An 18,855-nucleotide genomic window follows, 5' to 3' on the forward strand; every position below is an offset into this window, starting at 1 on the left:
CCGTTAATTGCCGCATAATAAGTTTAATTTGTCTATTTATTCATATATCTTTTCTTCTTTTGCTTCTGCCTCTCTTGCATCTTGTTCATAATCACGTTCTTTTGTTATCTGTCTGTTTTTCTCATACTCTCTATACCATTCATGGGCTGTTACTACCGACATGACTTCATTTGTACCTACCCAGATTGAAGCAAGACCAAGGTCTCTTGAGTGACGTTCAATAGGATAGATATCAGTATATCCTATCCCTCCCATCACCTGCATACATTTCCTAACTGCCTCCTGACAGGACTCAGTAACAAATTTTTTGGTCTGGCAGATAAATCTTCTAATCTTTTTCTCTTCAACACCGTTATCAACAGCCGAACCAGTAGTATAAACTTGTGATCTGCAGGCATCTACTAATTTCACTGCGTCAGCCACTTGAAAACTAACTCCCTGAAAACGATTAATAGGCTGACCAAACTGCTTACGACGGCTGGTATATTTCGTAGCGACATCAAGGGCTGAACGAGCAGGTCCTATTGTCATAGCAGAAGTCCCTAGTCTCTCGGGAATCATCATGGTGTTAAAGACAGGATAAGCTCCGTGTAGCTCACCAACTATATTTTCTTTAGGAACTTTTACATTATCAAAAACTAACCTTCCTGTGCCTCCACCTCTACAACCCATCAGGCCATATATATAATCAACTCTAACATCATCTGTCCTGTCAACGATAAAGCATGTAAGAGCTTTTCTTGGATCTACATTTGGATCACTATTTGTCCTTGCATAAGCCAGGAAAAAATCCGCTCCCTCTGCCCCAACGATAAATCTTTTTTGGCCATTAAGCACAAAATGATCGCCTTTATCCTCGGCAATAGTCGACGTCCCAAAAAAATCAGAACCTCCTCTTGGCTCCGTCAGACACTCAGCAGCGAATTTTTCTCCAGCAAGCAAGGGTTTTACGTACTTTTCTTTTTGGTAGTCCGTGCCATGCTGAATAATTGCATCACATACAAGCTCAGCTCCTACTCCAAAGGTACAGGCAAATATATAACCAAGGGTTCCTATCTCTTCCATTACCATAGTCGTTGTCACCCAGTCCATGTCTCTTCCGCCCCACTTCTCAGGATATCTACAACCCATAAGATTTCTTCTACCAGCTTCCTGTAAAAATTCTTTTGGAAATTTAATTTCATCTGCATCCATATCAAGGATCATTTGCCTTGGCACCTGGGAAACAAAGTCTCTTACCTCTTCCCGAAATTTTAGCTGTTTTTCACTCAAAAGATGATCAAACATTTAAATATACCTCCATTTGATTTAATAAAATTCTATTCATAATCTCCAGTCATCTATCTAGTTCCTTTAGTTTCTCAACAAACTTAGAACGTAGATTTAGAATTTCTTCTTTTAAAAGTGTCAATTCTTCAATTTTTTCTTCTATTTCTTCAAGTTTTTGATCTCCGTATTCAATGGTTTTTTTTAGCTGTTCTTTTTCTGTTGGGTCTACTTCGTAGAGTTCAATCATTTCTTTAATCTCATTTAGTGAAAAGCCAAATTTTTTACCGCGAAGGATAAGTTTTAACCTTGCCCTGGCCTTTCGATCATAAAGACGCTGCTTACCTACTTGTCTTTCTAATGGCTGTATCAACCCAACTTCCTCATAATAGCGAATAGTACGTGTACTAATATCAAATTCATCTGCTAAGTCCGATATTGTAAAGACATTCATAATTCAAACAACTCCTTCCTTTTATTTTAACTCTAGTTAACGTTAACGTCAATATGTTAAATTTTCTAACAACTTAGAGCAAGCTTTACCTTATGTACTATGTTTACCTTTCATGCCATAAGGAGTTTTTAAATTAGCATGTATTTTGCTAATTTTTTATGAGCGTTGGCATGAGAGGCAAACATTTGCTAGCTATTTTACAGGAATATATTAGCAATTACACCTGCTATTAATATAGCTGGCAATAAATTTGCAATCTTTATCTCTATAATATTTAGTATATTAAGACCTATAGCCATAATCAAAAGCCCACCTACTGATGTCATCTCTGCTATCACTTCATCTGCCAAAAATCCAGAGATGCTTCCTGCCAAAAGAGCAATACTACCCTGATACAAAAAAACCGGGATAGCTGAAAACATAACACCTATCCCTAAACTAGAAGTAAATGCGATAGCAGAAGTCCCATCTAAAAGAGATTTGGTATATAATATTTCATGATTATTATTAATTCCACTTTCAAGGGAACCAACCACTGCAAGTGCACCTACGCAGTATATCAGACTAGCAAATACAAAACCTTCCGTAAATTGACCTTCTTCACTTCCGACCTTAGCTTTTAGTCTATCCCCTAGAGAGTTAAGCCGTTTTTCAATTCCAAAAGCCTCTCCTAATATCCCACCAAGGACCATACTAAAGATAGTTATCAGGATCTCAGCTCCTTCAAATGCCATAGACATTCCAAGATAAATAACCACGAGGGCAATCCCCTGCATAACTGTTGTTTTTATGTTTTCTGGTATTCCTTTTTTTAATATTACTCCAGCAAAGAACCCAAAATTACAGCACCAAAGTTAACTGCAGTGCCTGTAAGAGCATTTGCTAGTTCGAAGAACTGCATGATATTACTCCTTCCTGCCCAAATTACTTAGACAATTATGCCTGATTCCTTTTAATTGAAAATTGTTTTTGTAGTTTGAATTCCCATAAAACCAATATACCTGTTACTATAAAAGCAAGAAAATCACTTAAAGGACGCGAAAACCAAACTCCTTCCAAACCATATATGTTTGATAACAACAAAACTATAGGAATAAAGAGCATGGCTTCTCTTAGTAAAGACAGAAACAGCGAAGGAAGTCCTTTTCCCACGGCTTGAAAATACACAGAAGCCATATTATGAAGCCCAAGCAAGGGAAACATAATAACCATTATCCTTAGAGCACCCGTTCCAAGTTCAAGAAGCTCTGGATCCGTGGTGAAAAGGCCCAAGAAAAATCCAGGACTGATAAAATAGGCAGCACCAAAAACAGTTATGAATAAAGTGCTAATACCCACCCCTTTGACAAGTACTTCTCTAATTCTATCGTTATACCCTGCCCCATAATTATAACCGATAAGAGGAAGAAGCCCTTGCTTGAACCCAATAGCAGGCATTATCGCTAACATCTGAAGCCTGAAAAATAACCCCATTACTGCTACAGGCACATGACCATAGCCTGCAAGAATACTATTTGCCACCATGTGCGATATATTTATTGAAAAAGGAAGTACCATTGCCGGGACACCTATCCTATAAATTTCTAGAACTGTTTTAACAGTAGGTTTAATATTTTTTAATCTAAGTTTTAAAACACTATTTGGGCCTAGAAACCTCCAGAATATAATAATTATACCTGCAACTTTGGCAAGGACTGTAGCAACTGCAGCACCCTGAACTCCAAGGCCAAATAAAAAAATAAAAATTGGGTCTAAGATAATATTAACAACTGCAGAAACAATCATCACTTTCATAGAAAGAATAGGGCTCCCCTCTGCCCTAAGCACATTATTAAGTCCCATAAGAAGGAAAAACATTATTGATCCACTTGTAATAACTATTATATATTCCCACGCAAGAGGCAAAATTTCAGGTGTTGCTCCTGCCATAACCAAAATGGGTTCTAAAACAAATAACCCTCCAACAAAAACAATAATACTATAGATTATAGATAAACCAATCACCTGACCAAGAGCTTTTTCTGCTTCTTCATTATCTCCGCTTCCAAGGGACCTAGAAATCAAAGAAGCTGCCCCCACTCCAGTTCCTATAGCAACAGAACCAAGAAGCATCTGAATAGGATGGGCAACAGTTAAGGCAGCTATGGCTTCGCTTCCTAACATCCCGATGAAAAAAGTATCCATGATATTATATGTGGCCATTACCACCATACCTACAGTAGAAGGAAGGGAAAACTGAAGCATAAGCTTCATAATATTTTCTGTACCCATCCTTGCCGTATCATTTTGCTGCATTATTAATAATCCTCCCCAATCATATCTACGTAAATATCATATCAACTATATTAACTGAATAATCCTGGCTCAAATCTTTAAATGTTTCTCCCACTCTTATTAACGGTCTTGTAAGAGAATGCATGTTTAACATTACAATCTCTCCAATTTCATCATTATCTAATACTACACTTGCTCCAACAAACATATCAGATATTTTTTCCAAAAAGGTTCTGGCAGCTTTTGGGTCTAGTTTATGAAAGCTGTCATCATGAAGCTGTTCTACAGCCTTAAATGGGGAATCTTTAGATTTGTAAACCCTATTGCTTGTCATAGCATCAAAAATATCAGCAACAGCAACAATTTTGGCAATTGGATTTATTTCACTTCCTTTAATTCCTTTGGGATAACCGCTTCCATCCCTTTTCTCGTGATGCTGCAGAGCGCTCACAGTTATACTAGAACCATACTTTTCTTTCAATTCTTCTGCCTCATTTAAAATTTCGTATCCATAGACCGTATGTTTTTTTATCTCCGCAAACTCTTCTTTATTCAAAGGACCTGGCTTCTTTAAAATATTATCAGGAACATGGTATTTCCCAATATCGTGTAAAAGCCCTGCTATCATAAGAATTTGCTGATTTTCGTCAGAAACTCCAAGCCATCTGCCAAGCATGGCTGAATATATCCCAACGTTCATTCCATGCTGATAAGTATAACTATCTTTTCGCTTCAATTGATTTATTAACTTTAAATTGAAAAAACTTTCACTATAACCTAAAAGTTCATCCCCTAAAGTTTCAACTTCTTTTGCTGGAATATTATCTCCTTTTTTTACACCATCAAACAGGCTTTTTACCGAATCTAAGGATTTGTTATAACTTTCTTTGAACTCTTCATACTCCTGTTGTCTTTCCTGTTGAACCTCTTTTTCTTCTTTTTTTATCACAACTTTTTCAAATCTCCAACTTCTTATATATGAAATTATCTTTTCATTTAATATGGTATCTATAGGAATCAAGGTAACACCTTGAGAAGATACTATGTCCTGCCCCAATTTCATTCCCGGGGTAAGCTCTGACACCTTGTAAGTAGGCAAAACTAGCGCCCCTTTCTTTTTGACATGGTCATAATAATGGCGAAAATAATTATTTGCAATAGCGGAAATACTATGCAATAATATTATAACACAAGAACAAAATTTAAGGAGGGTCTACAAGTGCTAAAATTTTACTGCTACACTAAATGAAGAACCTGTCAAAAAGCGAAAGCGTGGCTTTCAGAAAAGGAAGTTGACTTCGATTATATTGATCTTGTTAAAAATCCACCAGAAGAAGACGAGTTAAAAAACCTGGCAAAACTAGCAGGTGAAGAAACTGATAAGTTAGTAAATAAAAAAAGTAAGGCCTATAAAGAATTAGATATAGATGTTAATTCTCTTAATGAAGATGATCTGGCAAAAACATTAACAAATAACCCAAAAGCAATTAAACGACCTATAATAACAGACGGTGAAAAAGCGCTAATAGGTTATGATGAAGATAAAATAAAAGATACTTTTTCAATCTAAAAAAACAACGCTATATTAATCTAAAAACCTTCCATCATCCTCAGATCCCTGAAGTCTATCAATATTTTTTTCTAGCCAGCCAATCCTTGTGTCTTTTCTTGCATCATATTCATTTACATAAGGTTTAATATCTAATAAAGGAGTTCCATCAACTACATCAATATCTCCAACATGGAGAATATTATCTTCTATGCCCATTAATTTTACAACAGAAAAACCTATAGGATTGGGCCTGGCAGGTCCTCTAACAGAAAATATTCCGCGTTCTTTGTCATCTAAGAAAGGAACACATCTTAATCTTGATCTTTTGATCAAATGAAAATGATATATAAGATAAATATGAGAAAAACCATCTAAGTCCTTAAGTCCATCCACATAATCTGAAAACACCTCAACTTCGCCTTTGTAACCCATTGCAGCTGTAGGCTGTATTGGAGTCCCTTCCGGTTTTTTGTGAGGCGATCTAATAATCCCTATTGGACTATATTCAATCTTTCTCATTTTTTAATCCACACCTCCCTTTTACTATATTTTAACTTATAAAGCAAAGTTAAACACTATAAAAATAATTTTCTTTAAATTACTTAAAACACTATTAATGTAGATTTAAATATAAGACACAAAAAATCAGTTGCAGATTGAAACCGTTGATTTTAAAATTATTAGTAAGTATGGGACAGATATTTTATCATTTCAGGATATTTGTCCTCTTTACAATTAATATTAAAGAGAATATAATCAATCCATAGCAACAGTTTGAGAATGATTCTCATTCTATGAGTTATTAAGCAATATTATGTGTTAATAAATCAAACAAAAATTTTTCACATTCATTGAGAATCATTCTCGCTGTTTCTGTTAAAATAATGCTTCTTAAAAATTCAGGGGGGAAGAGATATGAATTCAAAAAAACTAATAATTATTATGCTAGTGGGGGGACTATCACTCGGCTTATTACTTACAGGTTGCGGAGATGAAGCAGGTGGAAGTTCTGATGAGTTAGTAGTATATTCTGCTAGAAATGAAAGGTTTGTAGAAAACTTACTAGACAAATTCACTGAAGATACCGGTATTGAAGTAAGAGCGCTACACGGAGCAGACCCTTTGCAGGTAAAGGAAGAAGCAAATAATGTTCAGGCTGATGTTTTTATATCAAATGATTTGGGAGCTTTGGGATATTTGGATCAAGAGGGTTTACTACAGGGTGCAGACTTTGATGGAATAGAAAGTATCCCTGAAAACTTCCGATCCGAAGATAATTCATTCTTTGCAATCTCATCTAGATCAAGAGGGTTTATCTACAACAAAGATATGATAAGTGAAGAGGAAATGCCTGATAGTATTGAAGACTTGAAAGATCCAAAATGGACAGATATTGAAGGTGGTTATGCAATCACTAGAGGCGGTAATGGCGGTATGATAGGTAATGTATCAGCACTTCGTTATGAGTGGGGTGATGAGAAAACTTCTGAGTGGATTCAGGCAATTAGGGAAAATGCCGCCAGTATTAACCAGGGGCATAGTGATATTAGAAGAGCGGTAGGAGCTGGAGAACATGCCTTTGGTCTCGTTAATAACTATTATTTCCACCAGCAGTTAGTAGAGCCGGATAATAACAATGTAGGTTTCATCTACCCAGATCAGGGAGAAGATGAAATGGGAACTATAGCTAACGCAGCAGGGGCAGGGCTTATTAATAATGCCCCGAATGAAGAAAACGCCAAGTTATTTTTGGAGTGGTTATTAGAACCAGAAAACCAGGTTGCCTTCGTTGGAGAATCATTAGAGCTTCTAATAAATTCAGAATATGGAGCAGAATACCCTTCAGAGATCGAGCCTTATATAGTCGATTTTGACGATCTGAAAGTACAAGATATGCCAATCAAAGAGCTTGGCAACTATTATGATGATACCACCGATTTGATTGAAGATTCAGGGCTAGATCTTGATTTAAGATAAGGAACCAAAAGGCCAAAGGATAGCAATGATAATTTTACAGGTAGTATAGTGTGAAATAAGTTAATATGTAGATGGTTGGCAATAACTAGGAGGAAACAGTTATGAAAAAACTTGCAGAAAAGATTAACGAAAATCAAAATATTACTGAGGTTGGAGAAAAAAACTCTCCAACCTTTCTCCAATTTCTAAATAGAAAGTGGTTGCAGATTTGGAAAGGAAATCCACCTGGCTTTTTACTTCTTTTGATTGGTTTAATTATTGCTTCAATCATGATAATCCCAACTATATACGTGTTGTGGCAATCTGTCTTTGCAGGTGCAGAACGATGGATGAGGCTTTTGGACGAAAGAATTCCAGTGCTATTATGGAACACTATCTCTCTCACTGCTGCCGTATCACTATGTGCAGTAGTAATTGGAGTCTCTCTTGCCTTTATCGTTGTAAGAACCGATTTGCCGGGCAAAAAGTTATGGCGATGGCTCCTGGCATTACCTTTGGTCATACCTCCTTATGTTGGTGCTGTTACTTTCATTATTGTATTTGGTAGAAGCGGGTGGCTTAGAGATTTGTGGATAGAGTCTTCCTTTTTAACTAGCTTATTTGGGGAGTATCCTGTTGATATTTACTCATTTTGGGGAGTCTTTTTTGTTTTAACTATGTTTACTTACCCTTACGTTTATCTTATTACAAGTGCCTCTCTTCGAAAGATGAATAATAACTTTGAAGAAGCAGCTAGAATCCAGGGGTTAAATACAAAACAGGTTTTTTGGAATGTGACCCTACCTATGCTTCGCCCGGCAATAGGGGCAGGAGCTATTCTTGTCTCCCTTTATGTTCTGTCTGACTTTGGCGCTATTGCAATGCTTAGGTATGTTACTTTTACTGCTGCTATTTATTTTCAAAGAACAGGTTTTGATACAGCTTCTGCAGCAGTTTTAAGCCTGGTTCTTATTTTATTGACAGTTATTATAATGTGGCTTGAGTCCAGTACTAGAAAAACTAACAAATATTATCAGACTTCAAACAGCTTTAGAGAGCCTGCTATTTTACAATTAGGAAAATACAAACCTATCGCTTTATTCTACGTAAGCCTTGTGTTTATTTTTTCTGTTTTAATTCCTATCAGTGTATTAGCTTACTGGTCAAATATTGGAATACAAATGGGAGCTCTAAACAACCGGTTCTTTAATGCTGTTTTGAATAGTCTGCAGGTTTCAGTTATAACTTCTTTAATCTGCATGTTTCTTTCTGTACCGGTGATTTATCTAAAAGCCAGATACCCTTCAGTAATCTCAAGCGTTATTGATAGATTTAGTTATGCAGGTTACGCACTTCCCGGAGTAATAGTGGCTCTTGGTGTGGTTTTTATCTTTAACAACCATATCCCCTGGTTGTATGGCACATTCATAGTTATAGCAATAGCTCTGGTTATTCGTTTTCTACCTCAAGCGATGCAGGCAGGCGAAGCATCCTTAAGTCTTATCTCACCCAAAATTGATGAGGCTGCAAGAAGCTTAGGTTGTCCACCGTGGAAGGTGATGTTTAAAGTCATCCTGCCAAATATGCTCCCAGGGATTTTGGCCGGTGGGGCACTTGTTTTTGTAAGCTCAATCAAAGAGCTTCCAGCTTCGCTAATGCTAAGACCACCTGGCTTTGACACTCTTGCTATACGAGTATATTTTGAAGCACATGACGGCATCTACCACTTTGCAGCACCAGGCGCACTTTTGATCATTTTGGTGTCGATTATTCCTTTAAGGTATATGTTAAGTAAATACTGATACAATTACAAACAAAACTTTGTTCATATAATTTTTTGCAGTAGAATCAATGCTAAATTTTCTATAAGGAGTGGTATGATCATGTATGATATAGAGTTAAAGAATGTTACTAAAACATATATTGGTACAGAAGAACCGGCGGTAAAAAATCTTAATCTAAATGTCAATGAAGGTTCAATAGTAACCTTACTTGGACCTAGTGGTTGTGGTAAATCTACTACCCTCAGGCTTATTGCAGGTTTTGAACAACCCGAAGAAGGAAGTATTGCACTTGCAGGAAAAACAGTATGTGATCACAGCACCCATATCCCGCCTGAAAATCGGGGAGTAGGGATGGTATTTCAGGACTATGCTCTTTTCCCTCATTTAAATGTTTTTAAAAATATTGGCTTTGGCTATAAAGGAAAAGACTATAATTCCAGAGTTAAGCAAGTTATAGAATCTGTTGGCCTAAATGGGTATGAAGATAGGTATCCAAATGAATTGTCAGGAGGTCAGCAGCAAAGAGTGGCCCTGGCTAGAGCTCTAGTTAGAAAACCTGTTGTCATTTTGTTAGATGAACCTTTTAGTAACTTAGATGCTGATATGAGAGTACAGATGCGCCTTCAGGTCAAAAGAATTATTAAGGAAGCTGGAGCAACTGCGGTCTTTGTATCCCATGACCAAAAAGATGCACTGGCTATATCTGATAAAATTGTAGTCATGAATGAAGGTGTTATTCAGCAGTACGGCACACCAAAAGAAATCTATCAGTATCCTGAAAATAAGTTTGTAGCTAATTTTGTAGGTCAGTCTAACATTTTGGAAGGTAAGATGAATAAAGACGAAAAGTCTGTAATTACGAATATAGGAGTTATACCCTGTAACCATACTCACGGTTTTAAATCCGGAGAAGAAGTTTATATATCTATTAGGCCAGACAGCCTAGAGATGGATAAAAAAGGCAGTATGACAGGCTGTATAAAAGAAACAATCTTTACCGGTGAATCCATTGATGCAGTGGTAGAAGTAAAATTAGATGATGGTTCCAAGCAGGAATTATTAACACATATACACCCTGAAGAAGAAGTTAATATTGGAGACACTGTTAAACTCACAGTACTACCTCACTTTGTTGCAGTTATCAGACATGATTAATAGATGTATTAATAAAAAGACTAAATCAAAATTTAATTTTGCTATTGCCTATCACCTACTATATGTTATAATAGGTTTATAATATTTCATATACTACTATAGGATTGTAGGTGATTTGCTGTGAGGCATCTTTTTAGCGTCGGACCTTTTGATGTGCATTTTTTTGGGGTAATGGCTGCAATAGCAATACTAACAAGTATGTTTGTGTTCCTTTTTGAAGCTAAAAGAAGAAATTTAGAAACTGAGATATTAATTGATGCGTCATTATATGCTTTAGTCGGTATTTTTATTGGCGCAAGGTTAGCTTATGTGATCTTTTATAATCCTCTACACTTCATACAAAATCCCATAGAAATATTGTTTATCCATCAAGGTGGGCTTTCAGTACATGGGGGGATAATCGGAGGGTTTTTGACGGCTTATATATTTAGCAGAAAAAACAGTCTTCCGTTAATGAAAATATTGGACACAATAGCACCTGTGTTAGCTCTTGGACTTGCTATTGGAAGGATAGGCTGTGATGTTTTTGGTGCTCCAATAGAAGGGGCACTTCCCTTTGGAGTTGAAATCGAAGGAACGCAGTACCATCCGGCTCAAATATATGAAGCAGTTTTAAATTATTCTCTTTTTGCTTTCTTATGGATCAAAAGAAAAACTATTTTATATGAAGGTCAATTATTCTTGATCTTTGTCCTGGGGTATTCTGTTAATAGGGCAGTTGTAGAGTTCAGTCGTATCAACCCCGAAATAATAGGCCCTATAACTATCAGCCATCTACTAAGTGGTATTGGAATAGTGGTGGCTATATACTTCATGAACAAAATGAAAGCTGAAAGTATAAGCAATAATTCATTAAAAAACAAAAAAGCCGAACTCGAAGTTCGACCTATACAGACAATTCTGCTTACACTTGCATTAATAATCGTCTCCACCTTTATCTTTTATTTTGTTCACGGCTAAAGACAGCTTGACTCTCCCGCCGACTAAACCTAGTATCAATAAAAACACATGCCCTGCTACCATAAGCTTTTAATTTGCGAGATTTTTAGCAAATAAATTCCCCCGACACGTTGGTAGCAGGCAGGTGTTTAAGTTTGATAATCCATTCTTTTTCTGATTTTTTCTTTTACTTCGTGCCCTGCAATTTTTTCACAAATATATAAACCAACATCTATAGAAGAAGTTACACCCCTTGCTGTTATTATTTCACCTTCATCCACGATCCTCTCATTCAAAGATTCTTTGCAGTAGTCTTTAAGAAGGTCAAAATAATCTGGATGTGTGGTAGCTCTTTTATCATGTAAAAATCCTGCCGCTCCTAAAATCAAAGACCCTGTGCAAACAGACACGAGCTGTTTGCAGTCTTTTGCAGTTTTTATCCACTCGACAAAGTCCTTGTCACCAGTAAACTCTTTGGCCTTTAATCCTCCAGGTATAATTAGCATATCATACTGTCCTAGGTCAGTTCCCATCTTATCAGGCTTAAAACATAAACCATTAATATCCCGAATTTCATCTTTTGAATGTGATATTATATCAAAATCAAAATCTTCAACAAATCCCATTCCTTTTAGCCTTACAATTGGATCATAAGCTCCTACAAAATCTAAAGATGTCATCCCTTCAAAAATAACAAATCCTAATTTCAACTATATCATCTCCTTAATCTAACTAACTAAATAATTTTGCTAAGATTTTATAATTTTGGTATTAAATTCTTCAATAACTTTTAGCAGGTGACTATCTAATTTTTCTTTAACTTTTGTTAAAATGGACTCTGGTACCTCATTGTAATATGCGTATGCTATACTTCCTGCTATACAAGCAATTGTATCACTATCTCCACCTAAAGATATTCCTTTTCTAATGGCATCTTCTAGATCTTTAGATTCCAAAAAACATATTATTGACTCTGGCACAGAACCCTGACAGGTAACGTCAAATGAATACCCAGGTCTGATCTCTTCAACACATCTTTCTAAATCGTAGCTAAAATTGTTTGTTATATATTCTTTTATCTCGCTCTTATCATGATTATTTCTTGCTAAATAAACAGCTGCGGCTGTTGCCTGTGCCCCTTTTATGCCCTCAGGGTGGTCGTGAGTAGCTGCCGAACTCTTTTTAGCCTCTTCATTTACTTTTTCTAAATTATCATAAGCAAAACCTACAGGGCTAACTCTCATTGCCGATCCATTGCCAAAACTGCCATAGGGCTCGTAACTATCACTAAATATCCAACGCATAAAGTTTCCACCATAACCGGCATTAGGGTATTTTCTACCGTATTCTTTAAGTTTTTTGGCATAGTTAATATCATTAAGAATCGCATCAGCTACAGCCACTGTCAAAACACTATCGTCTGTATAAACACTCCCCATAGGGAAAAGATCGATCTCTTCTGATTTGACAGGATTTCCCTCATATGTCGAACCTATAATGTCCCCACAAATAGCTCCCCACAACAAAGAACACCTCACTAATGCTTCGATTTTCCATGATTTTCTAAGTAAAGGCTGTAAGTCAATGAAATTATAATTATCCCAAGAACAGGGGGGAAATATTCATAATTGATGTCTACATTGGCCCCCACTATTTTCCCTCCCAGTCTTCCGGTTATTTTACCGTCATTTTTAAAAACTTTTAGCTCTACATTATAGCCGACCTCTTCACCAATTCGGCCAGAAAACCCTTCAGTTATTGAACCTTCTAAAGAAACATCGCAGTAAGAAGCTTTTTCATTTAACTTGCCAATTATGTCGTAATAAATATTATTCTTAGGGCCCTCTTTATGAAGGGATAACTTTAGGTTTTTCTCCAAATTATCTCGCCCTAAACGACCAGATATTTCAGTTAGCTCTGACGATAAGTTAAGATCTATATCATGTCCTTGAAGCTTTCCTCCAAGGTTTCCTTTTATTTCAAGTTCATCGGATGAAATCTCGCTTTCAATATAATATCCTTTTGATTTTCCTCCTACTTTTCCATAAAGCCTACCCAATTATAAACCACCCCGCATTCAACGCTTTATTTTATAAACCTGATAGCAAAAGGGTATCTGTATGCATTACCTTTACTAGATTCAACTGCAGCAATAATACAAAAGATAAAGGAAAATATTCCTACAGCAAAAGCAAGTAAAAATCCGATTAATACTAACATTAAAACACCAGAAATTAAATAACCAATAATTATTGTTAACTGAAAGTTCAGTGCTTCAATGATTTGATCCCTATTAAAATCATTTTCTTTGTACACCAGATACATAACAAGCGGCCCCAAAAATCCAGTCAAAAGTCCCAAAACATGTGCTACCACAGACATGCTAGTATCTTTTGCCATTTGCCCCATATCATAAAACCTCACTTTGAAATATTTTTGAATAAATTTAAATGAATTTTCCACCAAGTTCACATATTAACCTTTCCGGTGATTTCCCCCGGTTTTCAAGATCCTCCTTTAATATATCTACTCTGTTAAACAATTCCTTATTTCCCATATCTCCAGCATAACGATAAAGTCCTAATCTTCTTCCAACACAAAAGTTCTGCTGTTCTTCCTCAGTTAGTTCTAAAAATTCATCTATAATACTAATCATTTTCTCTTTATCTTCAGGCAGTTTGCCATTTACTTCTTCAAGCAAATTCAAAATATGATCACTTCTAAAATAACTGTCTACATCCAAATTTTCAATCAGTAGTTTCTTTTCTTTAAGAATTTCTATATCACTGGCAAGCTTTAAACCTCCGTCTCTTACTTTTTCTACAAGAGGTATCCCCTCTCTTACTCCAAGGGTTCTAACTCTAATATAGTGAGGATTAATTTTGGATAATACCCTTGCAGTATCCAAAGCATGCTCTGTTGTCAAATCCTGACCTCCAAGACCTAGGATTACATATTCACTTAAAGACAAGCCAGCTTCTTTTAATTTTAGCCCACCTTCAATATGCTCATCAGGAGTAACACCTTTTTTTATATATTCGAGAAGTGGGCCGTGACCTGTCTCAAGTCCCAAATGAACTCTTGTCAAACCCGCTTTTTTTAATTCTTTTAATTCTTCAAGTGATTTCTTTGAAGCAGTTTTGGCTCTAGCATAAGTCGTTATCCTTTCCACCTGGGGAAAAGTTTCTTTTATGTTTCGTAGTATCTGGGCTAAATCTTCTGTTTTTACAGCAAGATTATCAGCATCCTGCAAAAATACATTCTTGCCTCCACCCTGTAACCATAATGCTATTTGTAAAAATCTTCTCTCATGGCTATACACTTCTTTTACTACTTCTTTTGTCACTTCCTCTTTGCCTGTTAGTTTGACTGCCATCTCTCTGACCTTCTTTTCTCCTTCTTTTATGTTATTTATGTCTGATAGTACCTCTTCCACAGATCTTTTAGAGAATTTCCGATTTTTATAAACAGGGCAAAACAAACATTTATTCCAGGGACAATTCCTAGTAACTCTAATCAGTAAGCTCTCTGCCTCATTAGGAGGCCTTATAGGCCCCATTTCATATATTTCCACCATCTTTTTCCACCTCCCAAAGGGCTTTCTTGGAGGTTCTATTTTATCTTAAATTCTTTAAAATCTAAAATGTTATAGAGCTATACAGAAAGAAAAATTTTAAGCCCATAAAAGAAAATATTACAATCAGGGCAATTACCGCGCCAACTTTAGCTAGGTTATTCTTTTTTTCGTACTTTTTAGTACATTCATCACATAAAACAACATTCTCATATTCAACAGGAAAGGTTTTACCAAATGAAAATTTTGTTCGTATCATTTGAGTCGAGAGTCTTTGATCTGCCACTCCACAAAAATTGCAGTGTTTTTCGTCCAAAAGTAGAGTCCCCCGATCATTAATAAATATTGTTTTATGACATTATATCATAAAGTCTTAACCAATTTCACAGTATTACCTTTATCATTATAATACAAATAGTCACAACCTTGTCTGGCTATATTTATACCCAGGCCTCTCCCATCTATCTCCTCCAGTTTTAACTCTTTACCAACCCTGCTTTTCCAGTGAAATCCACTTCCTTCATCTTGAATGCTGGTTTTTAAATAAAGATTAGATTTAGTAAGCCAAACCTTTACTTTTTTATCAAAGTCCAGGTTATTACCATGCTCCATAGCATTTAAAATCATTTCATTAATACTCATTATATAGGTATCAATATCTGGATTATAAGGCCAATCCTTTACATAGAAGTTTTTTATTTTTTCTAACAATTCTGGTACCAGGACAAAATCACTATTAATTTCAAAGCAGGTAGTTTCTGTGTCTTCTGGTATACTCTGAACAATCAGATATGTGATATCATCTTCTCCCTGATAATACCCGGTAAATTCTTTAAACCCTTCATTTATATTATGCTTTATAAGGTCTGGCGGTAAGTAATAATTTTTTTCAAAAATTTTTATAGATTTTTCTTCAAAATACTCGCCATTTTTTTCTTCTTCTGTAAGACCATCAGTTGTAATCAAAAGAGTCGAACCAGGAGAAAGCTTTTGGGTATATTCACTAAAATCATTAAACTCCGAGGAAATTAATTTAGATATTGGTAGTCCACCGGTTGGAAGGTGTTGTAAGTTATTGTTAGTAGAAGCAAACAAAACAGGAGTTTGAAATCCCACAGTTGAATATTTAAGCTCTAATGCGTTAAGATCAATAACACCTATAAATATACAGATAAAGAACTCCTGGGGGAAATTTTCATTATAATATCTTTTTTGAAGGTGTTTCATTAGTTTTTTTGGGGTTATATTTTTTTCATAATCGGAATCAAAAAATTCCATCACCGTAGATATATATCCATCCAAAGTATTTTTTATAAAGTTTGCCATTATAGTACTATCTAAACCATGACCCGTCACATCTGTTAGATAAAAGAATAGTTTATCCCCAACATTAATTACATTATAAAAGTCTCCTCCTATATCTTCTGCAGCTTGATAGTAGCCTTCTATAGAAATATTCTTTAGAGCCGGAAAATTCTGAGGTAGTGTATTTAAGTGAAGTATTCTAGCTTTTTTGACCTGATTGTTGATACGCTCATATAAAGAGCTTAGCTCTTCATTTTTGGTCTCAATTCTTTTTGTGTATTCTTTGATCTTTTTGTCTGCCCATTTCTTATCAGTTATATCCCTTATAAAACATGTCACCTCGCTACCTTCATTAGGGGCAAGTCTAACTTCATAAAAATTATTACTAAAAATCTCGTTACCATCATTCATAACACCAAACTCAAAGGTATTTAAACTGTTTTCGGATAGAGTTTTTTCTATGTATTCATACATTTTTTCTGTAAAATCATCAGGTAAAATCTCGTCAATTTTTTTGCCAAGCAAATCCTGACCATTATTAAAAAAGTATTCTTTATCTTTTTCCCATATTCCGATTAGTCTACCTTCCTCATTAATTCTTAAAAGGGTATCTGGAATAGCATCCACAATGGAACGGTTAAAAGTTTCATTTTCTTTCAAAGCCTGAAAGGCTTCCACCTTCTCAGTAATATCATAGCCGATTGCTAAATATTCCTTTGCTTTACCCTTATAATTAAAGAACCCCCTTAAGCTCCATTTAACCCACCGTAAGGTATCATCTCCAGAAAATATGCTATTTTCCAAAGTCCTAATAGAATTATTTTCATTTAATTCACTAACAAAGTCTTTAAATTCTTTTCTATAATGCTTTGGCATTAAATTCAAAAAACTTCTTCCCAGGAGATGTGAAGGAATAGTATTAAAAAAATAACAAAAGTATCCGTTTACATATACAACAGTTAATTTGTCATCAGCTGTAAATCGACATACCAATGCAGGTACATCATGAGCTAAATCATACGAACCGCTTTTTAGTTTTTCAATTAAAGAAGAAAATATTAATCTAACCATGACAAGTTCTCCTATTCATCAAATAAGTCGTCTAATCTTTCAATCTCCTCTGGAACCGTAGGCTGAAATACCCCTGAAAGAATACCTGACATATTCTCAAAAGGCCTCCCTATCGTCATTCCTCTACCATCTATGTTATATTCTCTTATCCTCTTATCGTGGGTAGAACCTCTCATCTTTAGTAAAGTTATAGCTCTTTTCATCTCACCAAAAGCTTCAACATATCTTAATAAAATAATTAAATCTGTTATAGTCGATATATGAGCTTCGGTTATAGTTGGACCACCTAGCAAGCTTGGGGTAGTAGAGGTAAATAAACCTGTTATTTGCATTTCCTTTAAAAATGAGGAAAGAGAAACTACAAATTCTCTAAAACCTTTGGTAGTAGAAACCCTTTCTAACGCTGACAAACTATCAACCGCTACCCTTGTTGGCTGAAATTCTTTTATGTAGTCTTGTATCAAAGTTAAGTGTTCTTCTAAAGTACTTGTTTCTGGATATTCACAAATAATTTTTAATTTTCCTTCTTTCTCCATACTTTCAAAGTCAACACCCCAGCCACTTGCATTTCTTAAAAGTTGATCCCTGCTTTCCTCAAATGCAAATAACATACACTTATCCCCTGTTTCTGTACCACCAGAAATAAATTCAGTGGTTATCAATGTTTTACCTGTACCAGTAGCGCCTGAGATTAATGCAACACAGTCTCTGAAAAATCCACCATCACACATCTTATCTAAACCTTTATTACCTGAAGTTATCCTTATATTTGTTGAGCGCTGTTCCATTTTCATAGCAGAAAGAGGAATAGCAACGATACCACTTGAGGGGTCTATAGTAAAAGGAAACTCACCCTTTTGGTGCATTGTTCCTCGAAATTTTAATATTTCAACCGTTCTTCTTCTTTTCTCTTTATCCATTGCATTTCTAAGCACAATGACATTATCCGTTACAAATTCTTCTATTCCAAAACGTGAGATATCACCATATTCTGCGCTTCGCTCTGCTGTTAAAACTGCAGTCACGCCCATTTTTTTAAGTGTATAAGCTATTTTATATATTTCATGTCTAACCAAAGAAGCATCTTCAAAATGGTAAAATATAGAACCAAGAGAATCTAAAGTCACTCTTTTTGCATCTACTTTTTTGACCGCGTGCTTTATTCTAGCAAGTAAAGCTTCTAGGTCAAACTCTCCGGTAAAATTTAATTCCTCTTCTGGCGAAGGCGAACCATCTACAAATACCCACTTGTTGTCTTCTTCCCACTTTTCTACATCCCAGTTAAAACTTTTTAGATTAGCTTTAATATCTTCCGGGGTTTCTTCAAATGTGACAAATACTCCCGCTTCTCCAATTTCAATCCCACCTACCAAAAACTGAGCTCCAAAAACAGTTTTAGCACTACCCGCAGTCCCACTAACAAGTGTAGTCCTTCCTCTTGGAATTCCGCCTAAACATATTAAATCAAATCCAGGAACACCTGTTTCGACTTTAGGCAAGCTATTTTTGTTAGAATTTTTCATTT

The 18,855-nt window shown here is 35.6% G+C and carries 18 protein-coding genes and 1 pseudogene; 5 read left to right on the forward strand and 14 right to left on the reverse strand.

Annotation, left to right across the window (positions count from 1 at the left end; genetic code table 11):
* Positions 1-36: 36 nt before the first annotated feature.
* The 5 genes from ACONDI_RS10285 to ACONDI_RS10305 form a co-directional block, all read right to left on the reverse strand.
* A complete protein-coding gene (locus tag ACONDI_RS10285; protein ID WP_241078458.1) occupies positions 37-1,287 on the reverse strand; it encodes an acyl-CoA dehydrogenase family protein in 1,251 nt (416 codons plus the stop codon).
* Between the two features lie 49 nt (positions 1,288-1,336).
* Positions 1,337-1,720 (reverse strand): MerR family transcriptional regulator, encoded by a 384-nt coding sequence (locus ACONDI_RS10290; RefSeq protein ID WP_241078459.1) that lies wholly within the window; start codon positions 1,718-1,720, stop codon positions 1,337-1,339.
* A gap of 197 nt (positions 1,721-1,917) precedes the next feature.
* Positions 1,918-2,538, reverse strand: coding sequence for a DUF554 domain-containing protein (locus ACONDI_RS10295; RefSeq protein ID WP_338086498.1), 621 nt, complete (start codon positions 2,536-2,538; stop codon positions 1,918-1,920).
* A 118-nt stretch (positions 2,539-2,656) separates the two neighbouring features.
* Positions 2,657-4,015, reverse strand: a complete 1,359-nt coding sequence (locus ACONDI_RS10300; RefSeq protein WP_241078460.1) for an MATE family efflux transporter — start codon at positions 4,013-4,015, stop codon at positions 2,657-2,659.
* A 25-nt stretch (positions 4,016-4,040) separates the two neighbouring features.
* Positions 4,041-5,093: an HD-GYP domain-containing protein gene (locus ACONDI_RS10305; RefSeq protein ID WP_241078461.1), complete on the reverse strand. Its 1,053-nt coding sequence runs from the start codon at positions 5,091-5,093 to the stop codon at positions 4,041-4,043.
* A gap of 165 nt (positions 5,094-5,258) precedes the next feature.
* Between ACONDI_RS10305 and ACONDI_RS15850 the strand changes: the two are divergent.
* Positions 5,259-5,564: pseudogene (locus tag ACONDI_RS15850) on the forward strand (arsenate reductase family protein); the annotation flags it as partial.
* Positions 5,565-5,579: 15 nt separating this feature from the next.
* Here the strand turns inward: ACONDI_RS15850 and tsaA are convergent.
* Entirely contained in the window at positions 5,580-6,065 is a 486-nt protein-coding gene (tsaA, locus tag ACONDI_RS10310; RefSeq protein WP_241078462.1) for a tRNA (N6-threonylcarbamoyladenosine(37)-N6)-methyltransferase TrmO, read from the reverse strand.
* A gap of 396 nt (positions 6,066-6,461) precedes the next feature.
* Here tsaA and ACONDI_RS10315 point away from each other — a divergent pair, with 396 nt between their 5' ends.
* From ACONDI_RS10315 to lgt, 4 genes are all read left to right on the forward strand, one after another.
* Positions 6,462-7,523: an extracellular solute-binding protein gene (locus tag ACONDI_RS10315; RefSeq protein WP_241078463.1), complete on the forward strand. Its 1,062-nt coding sequence runs from the start codon at positions 6,462-6,464 to the stop codon at positions 7,521-7,523.
* 101 nt (positions 7,524-7,624) lie between these two features.
* Positions 7,625-9,304 (forward strand): ABC transporter permease, encoded by a 1,680-nt coding sequence (locus ACONDI_RS10320; protein ID WP_241078464.1) that lies wholly within the window; start codon positions 7,625-7,627, stop codon positions 9,302-9,304.
* An 81-nt stretch (positions 9,305-9,385) separates the two neighbouring features.
* Complete coding sequence (locus ACONDI_RS10325) at positions 9,386-10,441, forward strand: ABC transporter ATP-binding protein (protein ID WP_241078465.1); 1,056 nt, start codon at positions 9,386-9,388, stop codon at positions 10,439-10,441.
* 120 nt (positions 10,442-10,561) lie between these two features.
* Positions 10,562-11,401: a prolipoprotein diacylglyceryl transferase gene (gene lgt / locus ACONDI_RS10330; protein WP_241078466.1), complete on the forward strand. Its 840-nt coding sequence runs from the start codon at positions 10,562-10,564 to the stop codon at positions 11,399-11,401.
* A 128-nt stretch (positions 11,402-11,529) separates the two neighbouring features.
* On the opposite strand, the gene ACONDI_RS10335 is transcribed toward lgt, so the two are convergent.
* From ACONDI_RS10335 to kaiC, 8 genes are all read right to left on the reverse strand, one after another.
* Positions 11,530-12,090, reverse strand: coding sequence for a DJ-1/PfpI family protein (locus tag ACONDI_RS10335; protein ID WP_241078467.1), 561 nt, complete (start codon positions 12,088-12,090; stop codon positions 11,530-11,532).
* A gap of 39 nt (positions 12,091-12,129) precedes the next feature.
* Positions 12,130-12,903, reverse strand: a complete 774-nt coding sequence (locus ACONDI_RS10340; RefSeq protein ID WP_241078468.1) for an ADP-ribosylglycohydrolase family protein — start codon at positions 12,901-12,903, stop codon at positions 12,130-12,132.
* Positions 12,904-12,917: 14 nt separating this feature from the next.
* Positions 12,918-13,439 (reverse strand): hypothetical protein, encoded by a 522-nt coding sequence (locus ACONDI_RS10345; RefSeq protein ID WP_241078469.1) that lies wholly within the window; start codon positions 13,437-13,439, stop codon positions 12,918-12,920.
* 26 nt (positions 13,440-13,465) lie between these two features.
* The gene (locus tag ACONDI_RS10350) at positions 13,466-13,789 is read right to left on the reverse strand and encodes a DUF4870 domain-containing protein (protein WP_241078470.1); all 324 of its coding nucleotides are present in this window, start codon (positions 13,787-13,789) and stop codon (positions 13,466-13,468) included.
* 37 nt (positions 13,790-13,826) lie between these two features.
* Positions 13,827-14,957: a radical SAM protein gene (locus ACONDI_RS10355; protein WP_241078471.1), complete on the reverse strand. Its 1,131-nt coding sequence runs from the start codon at positions 14,955-14,957 to the stop codon at positions 13,827-13,829.
* Positions 14,958-15,018: 61 nt separating this feature from the next.
* Positions 15,019-15,270: a hypothetical protein gene (locus tag ACONDI_RS10360; RefSeq protein WP_241078472.1), complete on the reverse strand. Its 252-nt coding sequence runs from the start codon at positions 15,268-15,270 to the stop codon at positions 15,019-15,021.
* 47 nt (positions 15,271-15,317) lie between these two features.
* On the reverse strand, positions 15,318-17,330 hold the full coding sequence (locus ACONDI_RS10365; RefSeq protein WP_241078473.1) for a SpoIIE family protein phosphatase: 2,013 nt from the start codon (positions 17,328-17,330) through the stop codon (positions 15,318-15,320).
* 11 nt (positions 17,331-17,341) lie between these two features.
* The gene (kaiC, locus tag ACONDI_RS10370) at positions 17,342-18,853 is read right to left on the reverse strand and encodes a circadian clock protein KaiC (protein ID WP_241078474.1); all 1,512 of its coding nucleotides are present in this window, start codon (positions 18,851-18,853) and stop codon (positions 17,342-17,344) included.
* Positions 18,854-18,855: the final 2 nt, after the last annotated feature.

It is taken from the genome of Natranaerofaba carboxydovora, assembly GCF_022539405.1.
Classification (GTDB): Bacteria; Bacillota; Natranaerobiia; order Natranaerobiales; family Natranaerofabaceae; genus Natranaerofaba; species Natranaerofaba carboxydovora.

Bases quoted from the DNA above. Each gene is read 5' to 3' on its own strand.
- ACONDI_RS10285 (WP_241078458.1), bottom strand. From the start codon at position 1,287: ATGTTTGATCATCTTTTGAGTGAAAAACAGCTAAAATTTCGGGAAGAG.
- ACONDI_RS10290 (WP_241078459.1), bottom strand. From the start codon at position 1,720: ATGAATGTCTTTACAATATCGGACTTAGCAGATGAATTTGATATTAGT.
- ACONDI_RS10300 (WP_241078460.1), bottom strand. From the start codon at position 4,015: ATGCAGCAAAATGATACGGCAAGGATGGGTACAGAAAATATTATGAAG.
- tsaA (WP_241078462.1), bottom strand. From the start codon at position 6,065: ATGAGAAAGATTGAATATAGTCCAATAGGGATTATTAGATCGCCTCAC.
- ACONDI_RS10315 (WP_241078463.1), top strand. From the start codon at position 6,462: ATGAATTCAAAAAAACTAATAATTATTATGCTAGTGGGGGGACTATCA.
- ACONDI_RS10320 (WP_241078464.1), top strand. From the start codon at position 7,625: ATGAAAAAACTTGCAGAAAAGATTAACGAAAATCAAAATATTACTGAG.
- ACONDI_RS10325 (WP_241078465.1), top strand. From the start codon at position 9,386: ATGTATGATATAGAGTTAAAGAATGTTACTAAAACATATATTGGTACA.
- ACONDI_RS10350 (WP_241078470.1), bottom strand. From the start codon at position 13,789: ATGGGGCAAATGGCAAAAGATACTAGCATGTCTGTGGTAGCACATGTT.
- ACONDI_RS10355 (WP_241078471.1), bottom strand. From the start codon at position 14,957: ATGGTGGAAATATATGAAATGGGGCCTATAAGGCCTCCTAATGAGGCA.
- ACONDI_RS10365 (WP_241078473.1), bottom strand. From the start codon at position 17,330: ATGGTTAGATTAATATTTTCTTCTTTAATTGAAAAACTAAAAAGCGGT.
- kaiC (WP_241078474.1), bottom strand. From the start codon at position 18,853: ATGAAAAATTCTAACAAAAATAGCTTGCCTAAAGTCGAAACAGGTGTT.